Annotated in this window: 17 protein-coding genes; 11 read left to right on the top strand and 6 right to left on the bottom strand. The window is 70.5% G+C overall.

The window, feature by feature from the left end; all coding sequences use genetic code 11:
* Positions 1-114: 114 nt before the first annotated feature.
* Entirely contained in the window at positions 115-837 is a 723-nt protein-coding gene (locus ACFPZ3_RS11330) for a PIG-L deacetylase family protein (RefSeq protein WP_379513970.1), read from the bottom strand.
* A 55-nt stretch (positions 838-892) separates the two neighbouring features.
* On the opposite strand from ACFPZ3_RS11330, the gene ACFPZ3_RS11335 reads away from it, so the two are divergent.
* Both ACFPZ3_RS11335 and ACFPZ3_RS11340 read left to right on the top strand, forming a co-directional pair.
* A complete protein-coding gene (locus ACFPZ3_RS11335; RefSeq protein ID WP_379513971.1) occupies positions 893-2,041 on the top strand; it encodes an RNA polymerase subunit sigma-70 in 1,149 nt (382 codons plus the stop codon).
* A gap of 76 nt (positions 2,042-2,117) precedes the next feature.
* On the top strand, positions 2,118-2,519 hold the full coding sequence (locus ACFPZ3_RS11340; RefSeq protein ID WP_379513972.1) for a hypothetical protein: 402 nt from the start codon (positions 2,118-2,120) through the stop codon (positions 2,517-2,519).
* A 2-nt stretch (positions 2,520-2,521) separates the two neighbouring features.
* Here ACFPZ3_RS11340 and ACFPZ3_RS11345 read toward each other — a convergent pair whose 3' ends face one another.
* Positions 2,522-3,013, bottom strand: coding sequence for an Asp23/Gls24 family envelope stress response protein (locus tag ACFPZ3_RS11345; RefSeq protein ID WP_379513973.1), 492 nt, complete (start codon positions 3,011-3,013; stop codon positions 2,522-2,524).
* A 77-nt stretch (positions 3,014-3,090) separates the two neighbouring features.
* On the opposite strand from ACFPZ3_RS11345, the gene ACFPZ3_RS11350 reads away from it, so the two are divergent.
* On the top strand, positions 3,091-3,621 hold the full coding sequence (locus ACFPZ3_RS11350) for an HIT family protein (protein WP_379513974.1): 531 nt from the start codon (positions 3,091-3,093) through the stop codon (positions 3,619-3,621).
* Positions 3,622-3,623: 2 nt separating this feature from the next.
* Here the strand turns inward: ACFPZ3_RS11350 and ACFPZ3_RS11355 are convergent, their stop codons facing one another.
* Together ACFPZ3_RS11355 and ACFPZ3_RS11360 are read right to left on the bottom strand one after the other, a co-directional pair.
* Positions 3,624-5,726 carry a hypothetical protein gene (locus ACFPZ3_RS11355; RefSeq protein ID WP_379513975.1) on the bottom strand — a complete coding sequence of 701 codons (2,103 nt, stop codon included), beginning with the start codon at positions 5,724-5,726 and terminating at the stop codon, positions 3,624-3,626.
* A gap of 100 nt (positions 5,727-5,826) precedes the next feature.
* Entirely contained in the window at positions 5,827-6,729 is a 903-nt protein-coding gene (locus tag ACFPZ3_RS11360) for a branched-chain amino acid transaminase (protein ID WP_379513976.1), read from the bottom strand.
* 88 nt (positions 6,730-6,817) lie between these two features.
* Here ACFPZ3_RS11360 and ACFPZ3_RS11365 point away from each other — a divergent pair, with 88 nt between their 5' ends.
* Entirely contained in the window at positions 6,818-8,509 is a 1,692-nt protein-coding gene (locus ACFPZ3_RS11365) for an aminotransferase-like domain-containing protein (RefSeq protein ID WP_379513977.1), read from the top strand.
* Between the two features lie 190 nt (positions 8,510-8,699).
* Here the strand turns inward: ACFPZ3_RS11365 and ACFPZ3_RS11370 are convergent, their stop codons facing one another.
* Together ACFPZ3_RS11370 and ACFPZ3_RS11375 are read right to left on the bottom strand one after the other, a co-directional pair.
* Positions 8,700-10,259 carry a glycoside hydrolase family 10-like protein gene (locus ACFPZ3_RS11370; RefSeq protein WP_379513978.1) on the bottom strand — a complete coding sequence of 520 codons (1,560 nt, stop codon included), beginning with the start codon at positions 10,257-10,259 and terminating at the stop codon, positions 8,700-8,702.
* A gap of 131 nt (positions 10,260-10,390) precedes the next feature.
* Positions 10,391-12,529 (bottom strand): elongation factor G-like protein EF-G2, encoded by a 2,139-nt coding sequence (locus tag ACFPZ3_RS11375; RefSeq protein ID WP_379513979.1) that lies wholly within the window; start codon positions 12,527-12,529, stop codon positions 10,391-10,393.
* A gap of 143 nt (positions 12,530-12,672) precedes the next feature.
* On the opposite strand from ACFPZ3_RS11375, the gene pgsA reads away from it, so the two are divergent.
* The 7 genes from pgsA to ACFPZ3_RS11410 all read left to right on the top strand — a co-directional run bounded on the left by pgsA (position 12,673) and on the right by ACFPZ3_RS11410 (position 19,896).
* The gene (gene pgsA / locus ACFPZ3_RS11380) at positions 12,673-13,296 is read left to right on the top strand and encodes a phosphatidylinositol phosphate synthase (RefSeq protein ID WP_379513980.1); all 624 of its coding nucleotides are present in this window, start codon (positions 12,673-12,675) and stop codon (positions 13,294-13,296) included.
* Positions 13,293-14,204 (top strand): phosphatidylinositol mannoside acyltransferase, encoded by a 912-nt coding sequence (locus ACFPZ3_RS11385; protein ID WP_379513981.1) that lies wholly within the window; start codon positions 13,293-13,295, stop codon positions 14,202-14,204. Before pgsA ends, ACFPZ3_RS11385 begins: the two co-directional genes overlap by 4 nt.
* The gene (locus tag ACFPZ3_RS11390) at positions 14,201-15,331 is read left to right on the top strand and encodes a glycosyltransferase family 4 protein (protein WP_379513982.1); all 1,131 of its coding nucleotides are present in this window, start codon (positions 14,201-14,203) and stop codon (positions 15,329-15,331) included. Before ACFPZ3_RS11385 ends, ACFPZ3_RS11390 begins: the two co-directional genes overlap by 4 nt.
* A complete protein-coding gene (locus ACFPZ3_RS11395) occupies positions 15,328-15,870 on the top strand; it encodes a hypothetical protein (protein ID WP_379513983.1) in 543 nt (180 codons plus the stop codon). Before ACFPZ3_RS11390 ends, ACFPZ3_RS11395 begins: the two co-directional genes overlap by 4 nt.
* A gap of 62 nt (positions 15,871-15,932) precedes the next feature.
* Positions 15,933-16,949 (top strand): DUF3048 domain-containing protein, encoded by a 1,017-nt coding sequence (locus tag ACFPZ3_RS11400; RefSeq protein WP_379513984.1) that lies wholly within the window; start codon positions 15,933-15,935, stop codon positions 16,947-16,949.
* A gap of 126 nt (positions 16,950-17,075) precedes the next feature.
* Positions 17,076-17,990, top strand: a complete 915-nt coding sequence (pdxS, locus tag ACFPZ3_RS11405) for a pyridoxal 5'-phosphate synthase lyase subunit PdxS (RefSeq protein ID WP_379513985.1) — start codon at positions 17,076-17,078, stop codon at positions 17,988-17,990.
* Between the two features lie 229 nt (positions 17,991-18,219).
* On the top strand, positions 18,220-19,896 hold the full coding sequence (locus tag ACFPZ3_RS11410; protein ID WP_379513986.1) for an alkaline phosphatase D family protein: 1,677 nt from the start codon (positions 18,220-18,222) through the stop codon (positions 19,894-19,896).
* Positions 19,897-19,939 lie beyond the last annotated feature (43 nt).

The raw sequence follows: 19,939 nt of genomic DNA on the forward strand, positions 1-19,939 counted from the left end.
CCCGCCCGCGCCGCCCGTGCCGCGCCCGACACGTCCGGCGGTGGCCAGCGATGCCCGGGACGTCCTGTGGTGTCCTCGCTTGCGGTGCCCCGAGGGATGCCCGTGGTTGTGGGGCTAGCGGGGGAAGAGGCGGAAGGTTACCGCAGGGCGGTTGCCGAAGTGTTTGCCTTGCTCCCGGGCGAAGCCTTCGAGCAGGTTGCGGGCGTAGGTCTCCGGGTCCTCCGTGGTCAGGGCCTCGATGTAGGCGCGGTGTTCCAGGAGTGAGCGCACGCCGCGTTCCAGGCCGTCCGTGGCGTCCGTGGCGTGGGTGGGGGAGTCGGTGCCGGTGACGGCGATCCAGCGGACGCCGTCCCAGGGGGCGGCGTCGGTGTCGGGAAATATCCAGCGATTTCCGGCGTCACCGACGGCGTCCATGACGGCGCGGCCGACGGCGCGGTGGTCAGGGGTGTTCCAGTACGTGCCCGACCAGGTGTCGTCGTAGTTCAGGGTGAGCACGAGTTCGGGGCGGTGCCTGCGGATGGCGGCGGCGAGGTCTCTCCTGAGCGCGACGCCGTACTCGATCACTCCGTCGGCGTGGTCGAGGAACTCCACGTTCGTGACCCCGACCACGGCCGCGCTGGCCCGCTCCTCGCGCTCGCGTAACGGGCCCGCCTTGCCGGGTTCGAGCGAGTCGATGCCAGCCTCGCCCCTGGTGGCGATCAGGTAGGAGACCTCGCGACCCCCGTCGGTCCAGGTGGCCACGGCGGCGGCGCAACCGTACTCGAGGTCGTCGGGATGGGCGACGATGGCCAGCGCTCGCTGCCAGTCGTCCGGCATGGGCTCAAGCTGATCTGTCATGGCTATCATCCTGGCAGGCGTGGCAGTGAGGCGGCCTGGGAGCGAGGAACGGCATATGCGCCCTGAACACGACGGCACCGACGATGGCGAGCGGCCCGCATCCGCCGAGCCGGACGAGGGTGGCCTGAGGGAGAGCGGCGAGCCAGATGCGGGTGGCTCGGAGGCGAGCGGTGAGCCGGACGCGGGTGGCCTGAACGGAGGTGGCGAGCCGGGTGGGGGTGGCCCGCCGGAGGAGGGCGGGTGGGGGCGGTTCGCGGAGCAGGTCGAGAGGCATCGGCATGAGTTGCAGGTGCACTGCTACCGGATGCTGGGCTCGTTCACCGATGCCGAGGACATGGTGCAGGAGACGTTGTTGCGGGCCTGGCGGCGGCGGGAGACGTTCGAGGGGCGTTCGACGCTGCGGGCCTGGCTCTACCGCATCGCCACCAACGCCTGCCTCGACCTGCTCTCGGGCCCGGCCCGCTCGCGGGAGATCGCGGTGGTCATGGACGCCGAGCCGCGCTCCCCGCTGGCCGAGGTGCCGTGGCTGCAGCCGTACCCCGACCGTCTGCTCGACCTGGCCGCGTCCGACGCGGCGCGGCCCGAGGCGGTGACCGTGGAGCGGGAGACGATCGAGCTGGCCTATCTGGCCGCGATCCAGCACCTGCCGCCGCGCCAGCGCGCGGTGCTGATCCTGCGGGACGTGGCGGGCCTGTCCGCCGAGGAGGCCTCGGGGGCGCTGGAGCTGAGCGTGGCGGCGGTCAAGAGCGCGCTGCAACGGGCGCGCGCCACGATGCGCCTGCACCTGCCCGCGAGCCGCGCGCAGTGGGGTCCCGTCACGGAGCCGAGCGAGGAGGAGCGCGCGGTGCTGCGCCGGTACATGGACGCCTCGGTGGCGGGCGACCTGTCGGCCCTGGCCACGCTGTTGCGGCAGGACGCGCGGCAGACGATGCCTCCGGCGTCGCTGGTGTACGAGGGGCGGGTGGCCATTCTGGACATGTGGGGGCCGGTCATGTCGGGGCCGGGGCAATGGGGAGAATGGAAGGCGCTGGCAACGCACGCCAACCGGCACCCGGCCGTGGCCAACTACGTACGCCGCCACGGCGAGAGCACGTACACAGCCGTCAACATCGACGTGCTGCGCGTCGAGAACGGCCTGATCGCCGAGATCACCACGTTCGGCCCCGAACTGAACACCGCCTTCGGCCTGCCCGCCGAACTTTGAGGCGCGAGGACCGATTCCTTTCCCGGCCCCGCGCCGTCATACAGGCGTACACCACTTCGGAGAAAGAGGCACGATCATGCTCAAAGCACTGGACCGGCTCGTCGGCACCTGGAAGGTCAGCGGCGGCGCGGAGGGCACCGTGACCTACCGGTGGATGGAGGGCGGGCAGTTCCTCATCCAGGACGTGGACCTCACGCACGACGGCGCGGGGGCCAAGGGTATCGAGATCATCGGCAGGAAGCGGCCGTACGGGGCGGAGGAGCCCAGCCAGGACGTGCACTCCTGGTACTTCGACAACGACGGCAGCACCCTGGCCTACGTGTACGAGATCGAGGGCGACACCCTGACGATCTGGGGCCACGAGAAGAACTCGGAGGCCTACTACCGGGGCACCTTCAGCGCCGACGGGACGAGCGTCACCGGCGCCTGGGTGTACCCCGGGGGCGGCTACCCCTCGGACATGGTCCGGACAGGCTGAGCTCAGGCCGGCTCTTCATCCTCGGCGGGGGGCCGGACCTCGCCCGGCAGCCGTACGTCGTCGACGGTCACGTTGACCTCCATGACGCGCATGCCGAGCATCCGGCTGACGCTCCTGGCCACGTTCGTCTTGACCTCGGCGGCGACGTCCATGACGACATGGCCGTACTCGACCACGATCGTCAGGCTCACCGCCACCTGACGGTCCTGGATCTGGGCGCTGACACCCTGGGTGCCGCGGCGCGAGCCGATGCCGATGCGGTCGCGTACGGACTCGAAGGCCCGCGCCAGGTCGCCGCCCATGTCGGCGACCCCGGCCACCTCCAGCGCGGCCAGCGCCGCGACCTTCTCGACCACCTCGTCGGCGACCTTGATCCGGCCTTTCACGACCGCTCCGGCGGTGTGGCCCTCGATGTACGACGACGGCTGGGCGTCCGGGGTCGGGTTGGACGGCGGGGCGGGCGGGGTCGGCTGCTCGGCTAAGGCTTCACTCATCGCGGCCTCCTGTAGACGGGTGCTCAGGATTGTGCCGGAAGAACACCTCGTTTGTCCGGGGTCCTATGCTGCTAGTTATGCACGATCAGGCAGGGGCAGGGGCCCCCGACAACTTCCAGCGTCTGTGGACCCCGCATCGCATGGCCTACATCAAGGGCGAGAACAAGCCGACCGGCACCGGTCCCGGCGATGACTGCCCGTTCGACGCGATCCCCAAGATGAGCGACGAGGACGGCCTGATCGTGAAGAGGGGGGAGACGGTCTACGCCGTGCTCAACCTCTACCCGTACAACTCGGGCCACCTGATGGTGGTGCCCTACCGGCACGTCTCCGACTACGACGAGCTGGACACGGCCGAGGTGGCCGAGCTGGGAGTCTTCACCCAGCGGTCGCTGCGGGCGCTGCGCAAGGCCAGCGGCGCGCAGGGCTTCAACGTCGGGATGAACCTGGGCCACGTCGCGGGCGCCGGCATCGCCGCCCACCTGCACCAGCACGTGGTGCCCAGGTGGGGCGGCGACACGAACTTCATGCCGGTCGTCGCCCAGACCAAGGTCCTGCCGCAACTCCTGCACGACACCCGCCAGCTCCTCGCCGACGCCTGGGACTGAGCTCAGTTCGCGACGCCGGCCAGGCGGTCGCCCACGCCGGGCGCCGGCTTGCGGGCGTCGGGCAGGGCGCCGATGCCGGTCGCCAGCAGCAACGGCACGGCCAGCGCCAGCGCCATGGACAACACCGCGGCGCCGGAGTCGTTGACCAGCATCCCGACCACGCCGCTGACGAGCGTGCCGATCAGCCCGGCACGCAGCGCGGGCGAGTGCTCGAACGCCGCCGGCACCACCCCGGCCGAGGCCTGCTCGGGCCGCAGGATGGCGTACACGAGGAAGGCCACGGCCGCGATCACGATCGGCATCAGGTTGGGGCTGAGCAGCGTGGCCAGCATGGCGTGCAGCTTGCGCCAGATGACCTCCAGCGCCTCCCCGGTCAGCACCTGCCCGACGAACCTGCCCAGATGGGTCTGCTCATCGGCGGGCCGCAGGTAGTTGAGCCACGCGAACCCCATCACGATCACCCCGCCGGCCAGGCAGAACGCGCCCAGTTTCACCAGCGAGACCCGCTTGCCCGTCAGGATCAGCGCGGTCACCGCGATGCCCGGCACGAACGCGATCACACCGCCGAAGTCGCTGCCCATCCCGGACCCGCCCAGCACCATCGCGAATGCCCCCAGCACCACGATCGCGGCCACGCCCACCCTGCCCGGCCAGCGGTGCGCGATCACCGTGGTGGCCAGCAGGGTGCCGGTCGCCAGCAGCGCGAACGGGATGTTGCCCAGGCCGTAGTAGCGGGCGCCGACGTCCGCGCTGTAGCCCATGACGCTGTTGAGCTGCAACGTCGTGCCGGTCAGCAGGTCACCGGCCAGCGTGAGCGCGGTGACTCCCGCCACCACGGCGAGCGGCCCGAGCGGCCTGCGCCGCCACGGCCCCGCGAACGACACCGCCGTGAGCACGACGGTCCACCCGAGCACCCCGGCGACGAGCTGCGGCAGGCTTGACCACGGCAGCAGGTTGACCAGGTAGCTGGAGACCGGCAGTGAGGCCAGCGCGACGGCCGCCAGGCGTACCGGAGCCAGGCCCTTGCGCCGCCGCAGCAACAGGAACGCCACCAGGTAGAACAGCACCTGCAACACCGCGATGACCGTGAAGTACACGCCCTTCACCGACCGGATCTCCTGCGCGGTCGCGTCGGCCCTGCTCAGCCGCTCGAACGAGGCGCCGGCCGAGCCCACCCGCAGCGGCCCGCCCACGACGGTGCCCGGCACCGGCAGGCCCAGCTTGGTCAGCACGGTGGAGGTCAGGTCGGTCAGGATCGAGATGTCCTCGCGGTGCGTGGAGGCCGCGCCGAGCAGCCGCCCCTGCGCGCCGGGCTCACGCAGCGCGGCCACCCGCAGGTGCGGTACGGAACCGTGGTCCGACAGCCCCGCCAGCAGCACCGTCGTGCCGGCCGGCAGGACCGACAGCAGCGCGCCCGCCTTGGCGTCGGCCAGCCGCAGCGCGGCGCGGCGCTCGTCGGGGCCGAGTGACTCGGGCACCCTGGGCAGTGTGCCGCCGGTCAGGTAGGGCTGCACGAGGTCCTCGACGTCCATGGCGACCATCCGGCACTTGTTCAGGTCGGAGGTCCTGACCTCGCTCGGTGAGGCGTGGTAGTGGCCCACCGCGCCTTTCCGGTCGGCCAGGGCCAGCGCGGCGCCCGGCCCGATCGCGACCGAGCACTGCCCGGCCGCGCCGAGCGCCTCGCCGAGCGTGCCCGCGTTGCGCTGCCCGGCCACGTCGATCAGATAGCGGTAGTCGGGGATGACGGCGCCCTCGCCCTGGGCCTCGGGCTGGGGAGGCGCGCCGCAGTAGTATCCGACGGCGGAACGGGTGCCCGCCGAGACGCTCAGCCAGCCGTCGTACGGGCAGGTCACGTTGCCGACCGTACGCACCGACAACGAGCCGACCGCGCTGGATTCCGCCAGCTTCCACAGGTTGGGCGTGCCGGACGGGGTGAGGTCGTCCCAGTGCAGGCCGGGCACGCCGATGAGCGCCACCCGTGCCGCACCGTCCTCCTCAGCCCTGGCCGCTCCGGCGAACAGACCCTGACCGATAATCACCTGACCGACCAGCACGGCCAGCACGACCAGCGCGCGCGTCACCCCGATGACCTCCTGTGATCGCATGGGTTCCGTGGCACGGTAGAGCCAGGTCGTGTCCCGGCGCGCCACCAGACGCACCTACCCTCTCACGCACCAGGAGCGCCGGAGCCGCCTTTGCGCGGTGTTAGGCGGAGACCGGGGTGAGCCAGTGACGATGCCGCTCGTCACGGCCGTGGACGGCGGCCTCGTAGGCGTCGGCCAGCTTCGCGGTCACCGGTCCCGGGCCGTCGAACTCCCGCCCATCGATCGAGGAGACGTGGGCGATGCCGGCTCCCGTGCCGCACACGAAGAGCTCGTCGGCCGCGTACAGGTCGGAGCGCATCAGCTCCTGCCTGACCGCCCGCAGCCCCAGGTCGGCGGCCAGCCGCTCGACGGTGTCCTGCGTGATCCCCGCCAGCGCGCCCGCGCTCGACGGCGGCGTGGCCAGCAGCCCGTCGCGGACGAGGAAGATGTTGGCGCCCGTGCACTCGCTGACGTAGCCGGCGGCGTTCAGCAGCACGGCCTCGTCGTAGCCGGCGTCGAGAGCCTCGTGCTTGGCCAGGACGGAGTTCAGGTAGGGGCCGGTGGCCTTGGCCGCCGTGGGCACCACCGTGTGGTCGTTGCGCCGCCAGGAGCTGGTCATCAGCCGTACGCCGGACGAGCCCAGCAGTGGGCCCCAGCTCCAGCCGGCGATGGACACGTCGGTCGGGCAGCCGCGCGCCGCGACGCCCATCTCGCCGTAGCCGCGGTAGACGAGGTGACGCAGATAGCAGGAGCCAAGCCCGTTGGCGGCCGCCGTGCGGAGGGTGGCGGCCCGCAACTCGCCCACCGTGTACGGCAGCGTCAGCCCGATCATCCGGCAACTGCGTACGAGCCGCTGGAGATGCTCGTCCAGCCGGAACACGGCCGGCCCCTCCGCTGTCTCGAACACCCTCGTGCCCTCGAAGACGGCGGTCCCGTAGTGCAACGCGTGCGACAACACGTGCACCCGGGCCTCGGCCCACGGCACCAGCTCACCGTTCATCCAGATGGATGTGGCCTCCTCCACCCGCGCTCCTCTTCGTCAGTGGCCTGTTTAGATCTTCATCATTAGGCCAATTTCACAATGAGTGGCACATTATCGGGATAATGGTGGCATGGGAAGGGAAGACAACCTCGTCACACTCGTCCGCGACCGCCTGCGACTGCACCAGGGCACACCCAGCCGCCGCCTCGCGGGCGCCCTGGCGGACCTCGCCCAGACGGGCCTCATCGGCCCCGGCACCCGCCTGCCGTCCGAACGCGACCTCGCGCAGGCGGTGGGGGTCAGCAGGGGGACGGTGGCGTCGGCGTTCAACGCGTTGTGCGAGGAGGGGTGGTGCGAGCGGCGGCACGGCAGCGGCACGTACGTCCTCGGCACCCCCTCGTTCGGCTCCCTCCTCCAGGGCGGGGCCGTCGCGGCCGACCTGTCCACCTCCGTCGTCCCCGACCCCTCCCACCTCCTCCTGCCACCCCTGGACCCCACCGACCTCCTGCGCGCCCCCAGCGGCCACGGCTACGACGCCATGGGCGACCCCCGCCTCCGAGCCCTGCTCGCCGCCTCGGAAGGTCCTTCCTGGGGCGCCGGGAATGGGCTCTCCGCGAGCACCGGGGGCGTTGAGGCGGGGCTTACCAAGGCGGCCCGCGACGGCGGGAGCGCCGGGGAGCTCTCCGAGGCGGCCCGCGCCGACGTGAAACCTTTCGCGAACGTCGGGGAGGCGGGCGCGGGGTCTTCCACGGGCGCCGGGGACTTCGGTGTGAGGCTTTCACGAGAGGACGGCGGCGCAGGGCTTTCGAGACAGGTGGGGAATGTCAGCGCAGGGCTTACGGGACAGGTGGGGGTCAGCGAGCCCGAGCTTACGGGAGAGGTGGGGGACGGCGGCGCAGGGCTTTCGAGGGAGGCAAGGGAGGTCGGCGCGGGGGCTGCGGCGACCATGGCGCCGGCCCGGGACATCCTGGTGACGGCCGGTGCGCAGCAGGGCATCGATCTGGCCGCGCGCGTGCTGGTACGGCCCGGGGATCACGTTCTGGTGGGCGATCCGGCCTACGGGGGCGCGTTGAGCGTGTTCAGACGGGCGGGCGCGTACGTGGTGGCCGTCGATCTCACCTCGCCGGCCGCCGTGGAGGAGGCGCTCGCCCGCCACCGCCCCGCCGCCGTCTACGTGGTCAGCGTGGACAACCCCACCGGCTCGGTCCCGCCGCTGCGGCACGTCGCCGAGCTGGCCAGGGACGCGGACGTTCCGGTGATCGAGGACCGTACGCTGGCCGCCCTCGTGTACGACGGCACCCCGCCGCCCGAACCGCTGGCCCGGTTGCACCCGTACGGGACGGTGACGGTGGGGTCGTTGTCGAAGGTGCTCTGGGGCGGCCTGCGGGTGGGCTGGCTGAGCGCCGCGGAGCCGTTGCTCGCCCGCCTGGTGGAGGCCAAGGTGGACGCCGACCTGGCGACCAGCGCGGTGGCCCAGCGGCTGGCGACTCACCTGCTGGAACGCAACCCGGTCGAACCCTGGCGCGCCGAACTGGCCCGCCGCAGGGACCACTGCACGTCCGCCCTGACCGCGTTCCTCCCCGAATGGACGTGGACCCGTCCGGCGGGCGGACTGTCGGTGTGGGCGCGCCTGCCGGGCACGGACACGGACCGCTTCGCGGCGGTGGCACGGGAACACGGGGTGGCCGTCGCGCCCGGCTCCCTGTTCTCCCCGGACGGCCGCCACCGCGACCGCCTCCGCCTCAGCTTCGCCCTCCCCCCAGCCCTGACAGACCAGGCAGTAGCCGCCCTGGCCCGCGCCTGGACCTCCTACCGCCACTGAGGCCTTCCCCTCGGGGGTACGGCAAGCTGCGCCTGGTTGCCCAGGACGCGATCAGTGCGCCGGGCGCCGTCCGTGTTGCGCCGGGCCCTTCCACGTGCATCCGCCGCACAGCCACGTGCACCTCCGTGCCCCGGAGACGCCGCAGGGGCCCGGTTGTTGATGACCGGGCCCCTGCGAACGTGGCGAACCGTTAGACCGCGTCCACCTTCACCTTGACCGCCTTGCTCTCATGGTGCAGCCGGTCGAGCGACGTGACCAGGTAGGTCCCCGCCGACCTGGCCGCGTACGACGGATCGCTCACCACCGCCACCAGGTTCCGGGCATCCGTGGTGTGACAGTCCTTGCCGGACTTCGGCAGCTGATAGACCGCGTACGCCCGAGCCCCGGAGGAAGGCTTCCAGGAGAGCTGAGCCCCGGAGGCCGAGGCCTTGGCGGGCGGGGCCGGAGCCTGGCCGCCGAGGTCCTTGGACAGGGGGAGCAGCGCGGGACGGCTGTAATGGGTCTTGGCGACCCGGTCCATGGCCCCGAGCGGGTTCGTCAGGAGCTGCTTGGCGCTGAAGTAGACGGCGCCGTCGACCTGCTTGTTGTCGCGGTTGAGCCCCACCTGCGCGGAGAGCTCGCCGGGCTTGGTCCAGGACTTGTCGTCCTTGGCGCCGACCCGGTAGAGGCCATGGCCGATGTAGAGCTGCACGTCGCTGTCCTTGACCTCGTCGGCCCACCAGCGCACCAGCGTGCCGTAGTCGGCGGCGCTGTGGCCGCGCGGCCAGTAGAGCTGCGGCAGCACGTAGTCGACGGTGCCGGACTTGATCCACTCGCGGGCGTCGGCGTAGATCGAGTCGTACGCGGACATGCCCGAGGTCTTCGAGCCGGTCGGGTCGTTGGACTTGTTGCGCCAGATGCCGAACGGGCTGATGCCGAACTTGACGTGGCCCTTCGCCTGGTGGACGGCCTTGTCCACCTCCGCCACGAGCGTGTTGACGTTGCCCCGCCGCCACTCGGCCAGCTTCTCGCCCTTGCCGTATTTCTTGAAGGCCGCGGTGTCGTCGAACTTCACCCCCGCCACGGGGTAGGGGTAGAAGTAGTCGTCGAAGTGCACGCCGTCGACGTCGTAACGGTCCACCACGTCGGTGATGACCTTGGTCACGTGGTCGCGCACGGCCGGCAGCCCGGGATTGTAGTACAGGCGGCCGCCGTATTTGACGGTCCAGTCCGGGTGCTGACGCGCGGGATGGCCGGCGGGCAGCTTGGCGGTGCTGTCGCCGTAGGAGGCGCGGTAGGGGTTGAACCAGGCGTGGAACTCCATGCCGCGCTTGTGCGACTCCTCGACGAGGAACGGCAGCGGGTCCCAGCCGGGGTCCTTGCCCGCCGTGCCGGTCAGGTATTGCGACCAGGGCTCGAGCGAGGACTTGTAGAGCGCGTCGGAGGCGGGCCGCACCTGGACGAAGACCGCGTTGAGGTTGCGCTTGGCGGCGCTGTCGAGGATCTTGCGGTATTCGGCCTGCTGCTTAGCGGCGCTGAGGCCGGGCTTGGAGGGCCAGTCGATGTTCTGGGTCGTGGCGATCCACACACCGCGCAGCTCCCGCTTGGGATAGCGGGCATCGGCCTTGCAGGCCGCCGCGGGTGCGGCCATGGTCGTCTTCTTCTCGTTCGTTGCGGGGCTCTGATCGGCGCCGGGGCCGAAGGTGTAGGCGGCCGTGGTGGTCACGACGGCCAGAGCGGCAGCGGCGAGTAGGGGGCGTCCAGTTCGCATAGTGCCACCCAGTGTGACAGCTGCTCAGGCATGCTCGTGACGAAAAACCGGAATCAACTCGTGACACTTTTGTGACATAAGCCTACGGCTGGGCCGGGAGGGACATATCCCCTCCCGGCTCTTCCACAGCCTCAATCCACGGTGGCCAGCTTGCTCGCGAGGTTCGGCGGCAGTGGTTCGTAGCGCAGGAAGGTTCGCTGGAACGTGCCGGTTCCGTGTGACATGGATCTCAGGTCGATGGCGTACCGCGTTATCTCCAGTTCGGGGACCTCCGCCTTGACCAGTGTGCGGCCCGTGCCGACGGGCTCCGTGCCGAGCACCCGTCCGCGCCGCGAGGACAGGTCGGACATCACCGCCCCGACATGGTCGTCGGCCACCAGCACCGACAGCTCGTCCACGGGTTCGAGCAGCAGGGTCGAGACCTTCGCCGCGGCCTCCTTGAGCGCGAGCTGCCCCGCGATCTGGAAGGCCATGTCGGAGGAGTCGACGGAGTGGGCCTTGCCGTCGTACAGGGTGACCCGGACGTCCACCATCGGGTAGCCGGCCACGACGCCCCGCTCCATCTGGGCCCGCACGCCCTTCTCCACTGACGGGATGAACTGCCGGGGCACCACGCCGCCCACGATCTTGTCCACGAACTCGAAGCCCCCGCCGGACGGCAGCGGCTCGACCTCGAGGTGGCAGATGGCGTACTGGCCGTGGCCGCCGGTCTGCTTGACGTTGCGGCCCATCGCCTGGCACTTGCCGCCGAACGTCTCACGCAGCGGCACCCGCAGGTCGATCCGTTCGACCTCGACGCCGTGGCGCTTGGACAGGCGGTCTAGCAGCACGTCGGTGTGTGCCTCGCCCATGCACCACAACACGAGCTGACGGGTCTCGGCGTTGTTCTCCAGGCGCAGCGTCGGGTCCTCGGCCACCAGCCGGCCGAGCGCCTGCGACAACTTGTCATCGTCGGCCTTCGACTTGGCCCTGATCGCCACGGGCAGCAGCGGGTCGGGCATGCTCCAGGCCGTCATCAGCAGCGGATGCTCCACGTCCGACAGCGTGTCGCCGGTCTCGGCCCGCGACAGCTTGGCCACGGCCACGATGTCGCCCGCGGAGCCCTTGGCCGCGCCGCGCTGCTGCTTGCCCAGGGGACAGGTCAGCGTGCCGATGCGCTCGTCCAGGTCGTGGTCCTCGTGCCCGCGCTCGGCCAGGCCGTGCCCTGACACGTGCACGGTCATGTCGGGGCGCAGGGTGCCGGAGAAGACACGTACGAGGCTGATGCGGCCCACGTACGGGTCGCTGGTGGTCTTGACGATCTCCGCCACGAGCGGGCCGCTGGGGTCGCACGCGACGGTCTTGACCGGCTTGCCGGACAGGTCGGTGATCTCTGGCATGGGATGTTCGAGGGGCGAGGGGAAGCCCTGCGTCATCAGCTCCAGCACCTCTTGCGCGCCCACTCCGAGGCCGCTGCACAACACCGGGAAGAAGCTGCCGCGCGCGACGGCCTTCTCCAGGTCCTCGATGAGGACCTTGGTGTCGATGGGCTCGCCCTCGAGGTAGCGCTCCATGAGCGACTCGTCCTCGCTCTCCTGGATGATCCCCTCGATCAGGACCCCGCGGTGCTCCTCGATCTGCGACTCGTACTCCGCGCCCGGATCCTTCTCCGTACGGGAACCCGTCGCGTAGTTGTAGAACTTCTGCGTCAGCAGCCCGATCAGCCCGTTGACGTGACCATTGGTGATCACCGGGAGATAGAGCGGCGCGACGCCGTCACCGAAGACGTCCTGGCAGGTGGCCAGCACCTCGTCGAAGTCGGCCCGCTGATGGTCGATCTTGGTGATCACGACCGCCCGCGGCATGCCGACCTGGGCGCACTCATCCCAGAGCATCCGGGTGAGCCCGTCGACACCGTCGGCGGCGGACACCACGAACAGCGCCGCGTCGGCCGCGCGCAGCCCAGCGCGCAGGTCGCCCACGAAGTCGGCGTAACCGGGGGTGTCGAGAAGGTTGATCTTGATGTCGTTGTGCACCAGGGGCGCCACGGCGAGGTTGACCGACCGTTGCTGCCGGACCTCGACCTCGTCGAAGTCGCTGACCGTGTTGCCGTCCTCGACCCGTCCCGGGCGCTGGATGGTGCCCGTCGCGGCCAGCAGCTGCTCGACGAGGGTCGTCTTACCCGCTCCTGAGTGGCCGACCAGCACGACATTGCGTATCGCATCGGTCCGGTCGGCCGCGGGTGCCCTGCCCGCGGCTCCCACGGCGCCGCCCGAGTTCCTTTCCGCCACATCGCCTCCAGTGTCGTCGTTGTTCGCCAACGGCGCGCCCGCGCGGAGGGTGATGGAAACCGCAAGGACGCGGTGTGTTCACCAAATACCCCTGTGGCGAATATCACAAGGGGGGCGAGGCAAAGAAAGTTGTCACGCTCGGCATGGCCTACGATCGGACCGCGATGCTCAAACTCCTGCGCCCGGCCATGACCCGGATACTCACCCCGCTGGGCAGGGCTCTCGTCGGCCGCGGGATCGGCCCGAACGCCGTCACGGCGGTCGGCACCCTCGGGACCGTCGTGTCCGCCCTGCTCTTCTTCCCCCTGGGACAGCTCACCTGGGGGGCTCTGGTGATCACCCTCTTCGTGCTGTTCGACCTGCTCGACGGAGTCGTGGCCCGGCTCGGCGGGAAGGGCGGCAGCACCTGGGGGGCCTTCCTCGACTCGACGCTCGACCGGGTGGCCGACGCGGCCATCTTCGCCGGGCTGATCCTCTACTTCATCAACACGGACGACACCCTGATGGCCGCGGTGACGCTGGTGTGCCTGGCGGCCGGCACGATCGTCTCCTACGCCAAAGCCAGGGCCGAGGGGCTCGGGCTCACCGCCGACGTGGGGCTGGCGGAGCGGCCGGAGCGGCTGGTCGTGGCGCTGGTGGCGGCCTGCTTCTCGGGGCTCGGCGTTCCGTACATCCTGCCTGTGGGCATGTGGCTGCTCGCGGTGGCCAGCGTGATCACCGTGGGGCAGCGCGTGGTGGCCGTATACCAGCAGACGAGGGAGAAATGAGCGAGAAGGCGTCGTTCGGCGATCGGGTCGTGGCCGCCGGGTTCGCGGCGGGGTGGAAGGTCGTGCCGCTGCTGCCCTGGCGCCCGACGGCGGCGGTCTTCCGGCTCCTGGCCGACCGGGTCTGGCGCCGGCAGGGCAAGTCCGTGCGCAGGCTGGAGTCCAACCTGGCCCGGGTGACCGGGCTCGACGTCGGCAGCAAGGAGCTGCGTGAGCTCGGCAGGGCCGGGATGCGCTCCTACTTCCGCTACTTCCACGAGGTCTTCCGGCTGCCGTCGATGCGCACCGAGGAGGTCGTGCGCCGTACCCACGTCATCGGGGCCGAGCACATCCACGACACCGTGGCGGCCGGGCGGGGCGTGGTCTTAGCGCTGCCGCACATGGGCAACTGGGACCAGGCAGGGGCGTGGCTGGTCGGCGTCGGCCACCCGTTCGCCACCGTGGCCGAGCGGCTCAAACCCGAGTCGTTGTTCCGCCGCTACGTGGCCTTCCGCGAGGGTCTGGGCATGGAGGTGCTGCCGCTCACCGGCGGCGACGGGCACAACTTCGGCACCCTGGCCACGCGGGTGCGCAAGGGCGGCGTGGTCTGCCTGCCCGCCGAGCGCGACCTGACCAAGAGCGGGATCGAGGTGCGCTTCTTCGGCGCGACCACCAAGGTGCCCGCGGGGCCGCCGCTGCTGGCCGTGCAGACGGGCGCGGCGCTGCTACCCGCCTCCGTCTACTTCGTGGGCGACGACTGGGGCATCCACATCCACGAGGAGATCCCGGTCCCCGCGGAGGGCACCCGGCAGGAGAAGGTCGCGGCCGTCGCGCAGGGCCTGGCCGACGTGTTCGAGAAGGGCATCTCCGAGCACCCGGAGGACTGGCACATGATGCAGCGGCTCTGGCTGGACGACCTGGACCCCCGATGAGGGTCGGCATCGTCTGTCCCTACTCGTGGGACATGCCTGGTGGAGTCAGACAGCACATCGACGACCTGGCGCAGGCGCTCATCGCGCAGGGGCACGACGTGTCGGTGATCGCGCCGGCGGCCGACGACGACGAGCTGCCCCCGTACGTGACGGGCGCGGGCAGGGCGGTGCCGGTGCCGTACAACGGGTCGGTGGCCAGGATGTCGTTCGGGTTCCTGTCGGCCGCGCGGGTGCGGCGATGGGTGCGCACGGGCGGGTTCGACGTGCTGCACATCCATGAGCCGCTGATCCCGAGCCTGGGCGTGCTGGCCTGCTGGGCGGCCAAGGGGCCGATCGTGGCCACGTTCCACGCCTCGTTCTCGCGCTCGCGGGCGATCGCGGTGGCCGAGCCGCTGCTGCGCAGCGCGCTGGAGAAGCTCAGCGGCCGCATCGCGGTCTCCGACGCGGCGCGCAAGAGCCTGGTGGAGCAGTTCGGCGGCGACACGGTCCTGATCCCGAACGGCGTCACCGTCTCCCGCTACACCGAGGCCGAGCCGCTCGACGGCTGGGGGCCCGACGGGGCCACGATCGGCTTCCTCGGCCGCATGGACGAGGAGCGCAAGGGCCTGCCGATCCTGCTCGACGCGTTCGGGGAGCTGGCGGCCGAGCGGCCGGAGCTGAAGCTGCTCATCGCCGGTCCCGGGGACGAGAAGGATGTCTACGAGCGGGTGCCGAAGGAGTTCCGCGACCGGGTGACGCTGCTCGGCATGGTGAACGAGGCCGACAAGATCCGCGCCTACCACTCGGTCGACGTGTTCTGCGCGCCCAACACCCGCGGGGAGAGCTTCGGCATCGTGCTGGCCGAGGCCATGGCGTCGGGGGCGACCGTGCTGGCCAGCGACATCCCCGCCTTCCGCAAGGTGCTGGGCGGCGGGCAGGCGGGCGCGTTGTTCGCCAACGGCGACCCGGCCTCGCTGGCGCGCGAGGCGGGCGCGCTGCTCGACGCCCCCGAGCGGCGGGCCAAGCTGGCGGCCGAGGCGCTGGTGGCGGTCAAGAAGTACGACTGGTCCACGGTCGCGCGTGACGTCGTGCGCGTCTACGAGACCGTCACCACCAGCGGCGCGGGACGCGTGGAGGAAGACCTGTGACATCGACCATGATCGTGCTGATCGTGGGCATCGTCGTCGTGCTCACGGCCGTCTACATCTCCTGGCGCGCCGGCCGCCTCGACCGCCTGCACATCCGGCTGGAGCTGGCCCAGGAGTCCCTCGACGCCGCGCTGACGCGGCGCAGGGCGGTGGTGCTGGAGCTGGCCGGCTCGCGCCTGCTCGACCCCGCCACGTCGCTGGTGCTGGCCGCGGCGGCGCACGAGGCCAGGACGGCGGGGCCGGACGAGCGCGAGCACGCCGAGAGCGACCTGTCGCGGGCCCTGCGGGCGGCGGTGGACCAGGAGCGGTTCAGGGAGAAGTTGTCGGAGGCGCCCGGGGGTCCCGACCTGCTGGAAGAGCTCGACGCGGCGGTGGCCAAGGTGGTCTACTCTCGCAGCTTCCACAACAACGCGGTCGGCGTCACGCGTACGGCCCAGCGCCGCTGGCTGGCCAGGACCCTGCGCCTGGCCGGGCATACCGAATACCCCCAATTCTTCGAGATTGATGACAATCCGCCTGCGACCATGGCAACTGAATGACCTAATTTGGGGAAGCCAGTATGCTTCATCCCGTTTTCGGGCTGAAGCGAGGAGAAACACACGTGCGGCTACCCCGGATGTTCACGCTCTGGCTGGCGGGGGCGGCCGTGCTGCTGCCCGTCGCAGCCTGCTCGTCGGACGAGCCCGCCGCGGGCCAGGCTCCCCAGGCGACCACGGCCGCGCCGAGCGAGGAGCCGCAGGAGGAGGTCAACGCCCATCCCTTCACCGGCAAGCCGTACGAGAACCTCAGGCCCGTGCTCGCGGTGAAGATCGAGAACACCGCGGCGGGCAAGCCGCAGCTCGGGCTCAAGAGCGCGGACATCGTCTACATCGAGCAGGTCGAGGCGGGCCTGACCCGGCTCATGGCGATCTTCTCCTCCAAGGTGCCGGCCAAGGTGGGCCCCGTGCGCAGCGCGCGCATCTCCGACCTGCACATCGCGCCGCAGTTCGGCAAGCCTGCCTTCTCCTACTCGGGCGCGCAGACCAAGATGTTGCCGTTCATCGCCGAGGCGTCGCTGTTCGACGTGGGCGACACGCGCAACCCCGGCGCCTACTTCCGCCAGCCTGGCCGCTTCGCCCCCTACAACCTCTTCGCCAACACCAAGCAGCTCCTGGCCAAGGCGCCCAAGGCGACCAAGGCCAAGGACATCGGCTACACCTTCGGCGACGCCCCGGCCGAGGGCGGGGTCGAGCGCAAGTCGTACACCGTCAAGTGGCCCGCCGCGCGCTTCACCTTCGGCTGGTCGGAGACGAAGAAGCAGTGGCTGATCTGGCAGGACGGCAAGAAGGACGTCGCCGCCGAGGGCGGGCAGCTCGGCGCGCCGACGGTCGTCGTCCAGTACACCAAGACCGAGCGCTCGGAGTTCCACGACAAGAACCAGAGCTACACGCCGCTCGTGCACAGCACGGGCAAGGGCTCGGCGATCGTGCTGCGCGACGGTAAAGCCTTCAAGGCGAAGTGGGAGCGGGAATCGGAGGACGGCGGCACGACGTTCACCACTGAGAGCGGGGAGCCGATGAACTTCGCGCCCGGCCAGGTCTGGGTGGCCCTCGCCAGCCGCAAGCCCGTCATCCCATAGCGCCTTGATGTACAGATCAGGCGATAAATCCTGACATCTTGGCATGTCGGGGGAGGGGTCCTTCAGGACCTACGATGGGGTTGATAACTTACCGATTCGCCGTTAGAGCCCGTGAGAGCCGTGAGGATGACCGTGTCCAGCAGCACGCCAGAGAGCACCCCCGTCACCGGAACCGCCCGTGTCAAGCGCGGCATGGCCGAGATGCTCAAGGGCGGCGTCATCATGGACGTCGTCACCGCCGAGCAGGCCAAGATCGCTGAGGATGCAGGCGCGGTCGCCGTCATGGCCCTCGAGCGGGTGCCCGCCGACATCCGCGCCCAGGGCGGCGTGTCCAGGATGAGCGACCCCGACATGATCGACGGCATCATCGCCGCCGTGTCGATCCCCGTCATGGCCAAGGCCCGCATCGGTCACTTCGTCGAGGCCAAGGTGCTGCAGTCGCTCGGTGTGGACTACGTGGACGAGTCGGAGGTGCTGACCCCGGCCGACTACGCCAACCACATCGACAAGTGGCAGTTCACCGTGCCTTTCGTGTGCGGGGCCACCAACCTGGGCGAGGCCATGCGCCGCATCACCGAGGGCGCGGCCATGATCCGCTCCAAGGGCGAGGCCGGCACCGGTGACGTCTCCAACGCCGTCACCCACATGCGCACCATCCGTGCCGAGATCAAGCGGCTCACCTCGCTGCCCGAGGACGAGCTGTACGTCGCCGCCAAGGAGCTGCAGGCCCCCTACGAGCTGGTCGCCGAGGTCGCCAAGACCGGCAAGCTCCCGGTCGTGCTGTTCACCGCGGGCGGCATCGCCACCCCCGCGGACGCGGCGATGATGATGCAGCTCGGCGCCGAGGGCGTGTTCGTGGGCTCGGGCATCTTCAAGTCGGGCGACCCGGCCAAGCGCGCCGCGGCCATCGTCAAGGCCACCACCTTCTACGACGACCCCGACGTCCTCGCCAAGGTCTCGCGCGGCCTGGGCGAGGCCATGGTCGGCATCAACGTCGACGAGATCCCGCAGCCGCACCGCCTGGCCGACCGCGGCTGGTAAAGCTTTGCGCGTCGTTGCAGGTCACCGGCCTGGACGCGTGGCACGATCACCTCTGGCAGGCCGACGGCGGCCTGGCGGGGGCGCCACGATGTGACGGTGAAAATCGCCGGAGAAGGCGACATCCGCGAAAGATGTCGCCTTTTTCGTGTTGTGTGGTGTTCACCGTGTAGTCATGATTCTCAGTCAGGCTACGGGGCGTCCCCATCCTTGATCGTCCCAGGAGCCGCACATGTCCCTCAACCGACGGCATTTCCTCGTCACGGGGTTAGCTGCTGGCGCCGCGGCGGCCATTCCCTCCACCGCCGCGCACGCCGAGCCTGATCCCGCCGCCGAGACGGCCCAGAGTCTCGCCTCTCGTGGCCTGCGTACCGACCCGTTCACCCTCGGCGTCGCCAGCGGCGACCCCGACCACGAAGGCTTCGTCCTCTGGACGAGGCTCGCCCAGGAGCCGCTGGCCGACGACGGGTTCGGCGGCATGCCCCAGCGGCCCTTCCCCGTGCAGTGGCAGGTGTACTCCGACGAGCGCGCCCGCCGCGTCGTGCGCACCGGCGTCAGCGTCGCCGCCCCCGAATGGGGCCACAGCGTGCACGTCGAGGTCCAGGGGCTCGGCTCCGACCGCGACTACTGGTACCGCTTCCGCGTGGGCCCGTACGTCTCCCCGATCGGCCGCGCCCGCACCGCCCCGCACCCCCTCTCGTACGGCGGCGCCCTGTCCATGGCCTTCGTCTCCTGCGCCCAGTACGAGCACGGCTACTTCACCAGCTACCGCCACCTGGCCGAGGAACGCCCGGACCTGATCCTGCACCTGGGCGACTACCAGTACGAGTACACCAAGGACTCCTACACCATCCCCGGCGGCAACGTCCGCGACCACGAGGGCCCCGAGACCGAGACCCTGGCCGGCTACCGTCAGCGCCACGCCCAGTACAAGGCCGACGCCGACCTCCAGGCCGCGCACGCCGCCGCGCCCTGGCTGGTGGTGTGGGACGACCACGAACTGGACAACAACTGGGCCGACGAGGTGCCGGAGAAGCCCGAGGTGCCCCAGCCGAACTTCCTGACCCGGCGCGAGGCCGCCTTCCGCGCCTACTACGAGAACATGCCGCTGCGCCGCACCTCGATCCCGCGCGGCATCGACATGCAGCTCTACCGGCGCATCCGGTGGGGCAGGATGGCCACGTTCCACATGCTCGACACCCGCCAGTACCGCGACGACCAGGGCTGCGGCGACGGATACGACGACTGCCCCGCCGCGGTGGACCCGGCGCGCTCGATCACGGGCGCCGCGCAGGAGGAGTGGCTGCTGAACGGCTTCCACCACTCCCGCGCGCAGTGGGACATCCTGGGCCAGCAGGTCTTCTTCGCCCAGCGCGACAACAACGCGGGACCCGCCAAGATCACCTCCCAGGACGCCTGGGACGGTTACGTGGCCTCCCGTCAGCGCATCACCCAGGGCTGGGTCGACGCCGAGGTGCGCAACCCCGTCGTGCTGACCGGTGACGTGCACGCGCACTGGGCCAGCGACCTCAAGCTCGACTACGACGACCCGACCGGACCGACGGTGGGCTCGGAGCTGGTGGCCACGTCGATCTCCACGGGCGGCAACGGCGGCGACTCCGACCCCGCCCAGCACCCGTTCCTGACCATCAACCCGCACCTGAAGTTCTACAACAACCAGCGCGGATACGTGCTGACGAAGATCGAGCGCGACCAGATGGCGGCCGACTTCAAGGTCGTGCCGCAGGTGCAGACGCCCGGCGGCGAGGTCTACACCAGGGCCACGTTCGTCATCGAGGACCGGGTGCCGGGAGTGCGGCAGACGTACCTGCGTCCGCTGGACCCGGGCCTGCGCACCCAGGGCATGACAGTGGAGGAGACGGTCCGCCTGGAGACAGAGCGCCCGTAACCCCTTCGGAGAACCCGGTCCACGCGGCCGGGTTCTCTCTTTG

The organism is Nonomuraea insulae (assembly GCF_042656245.1).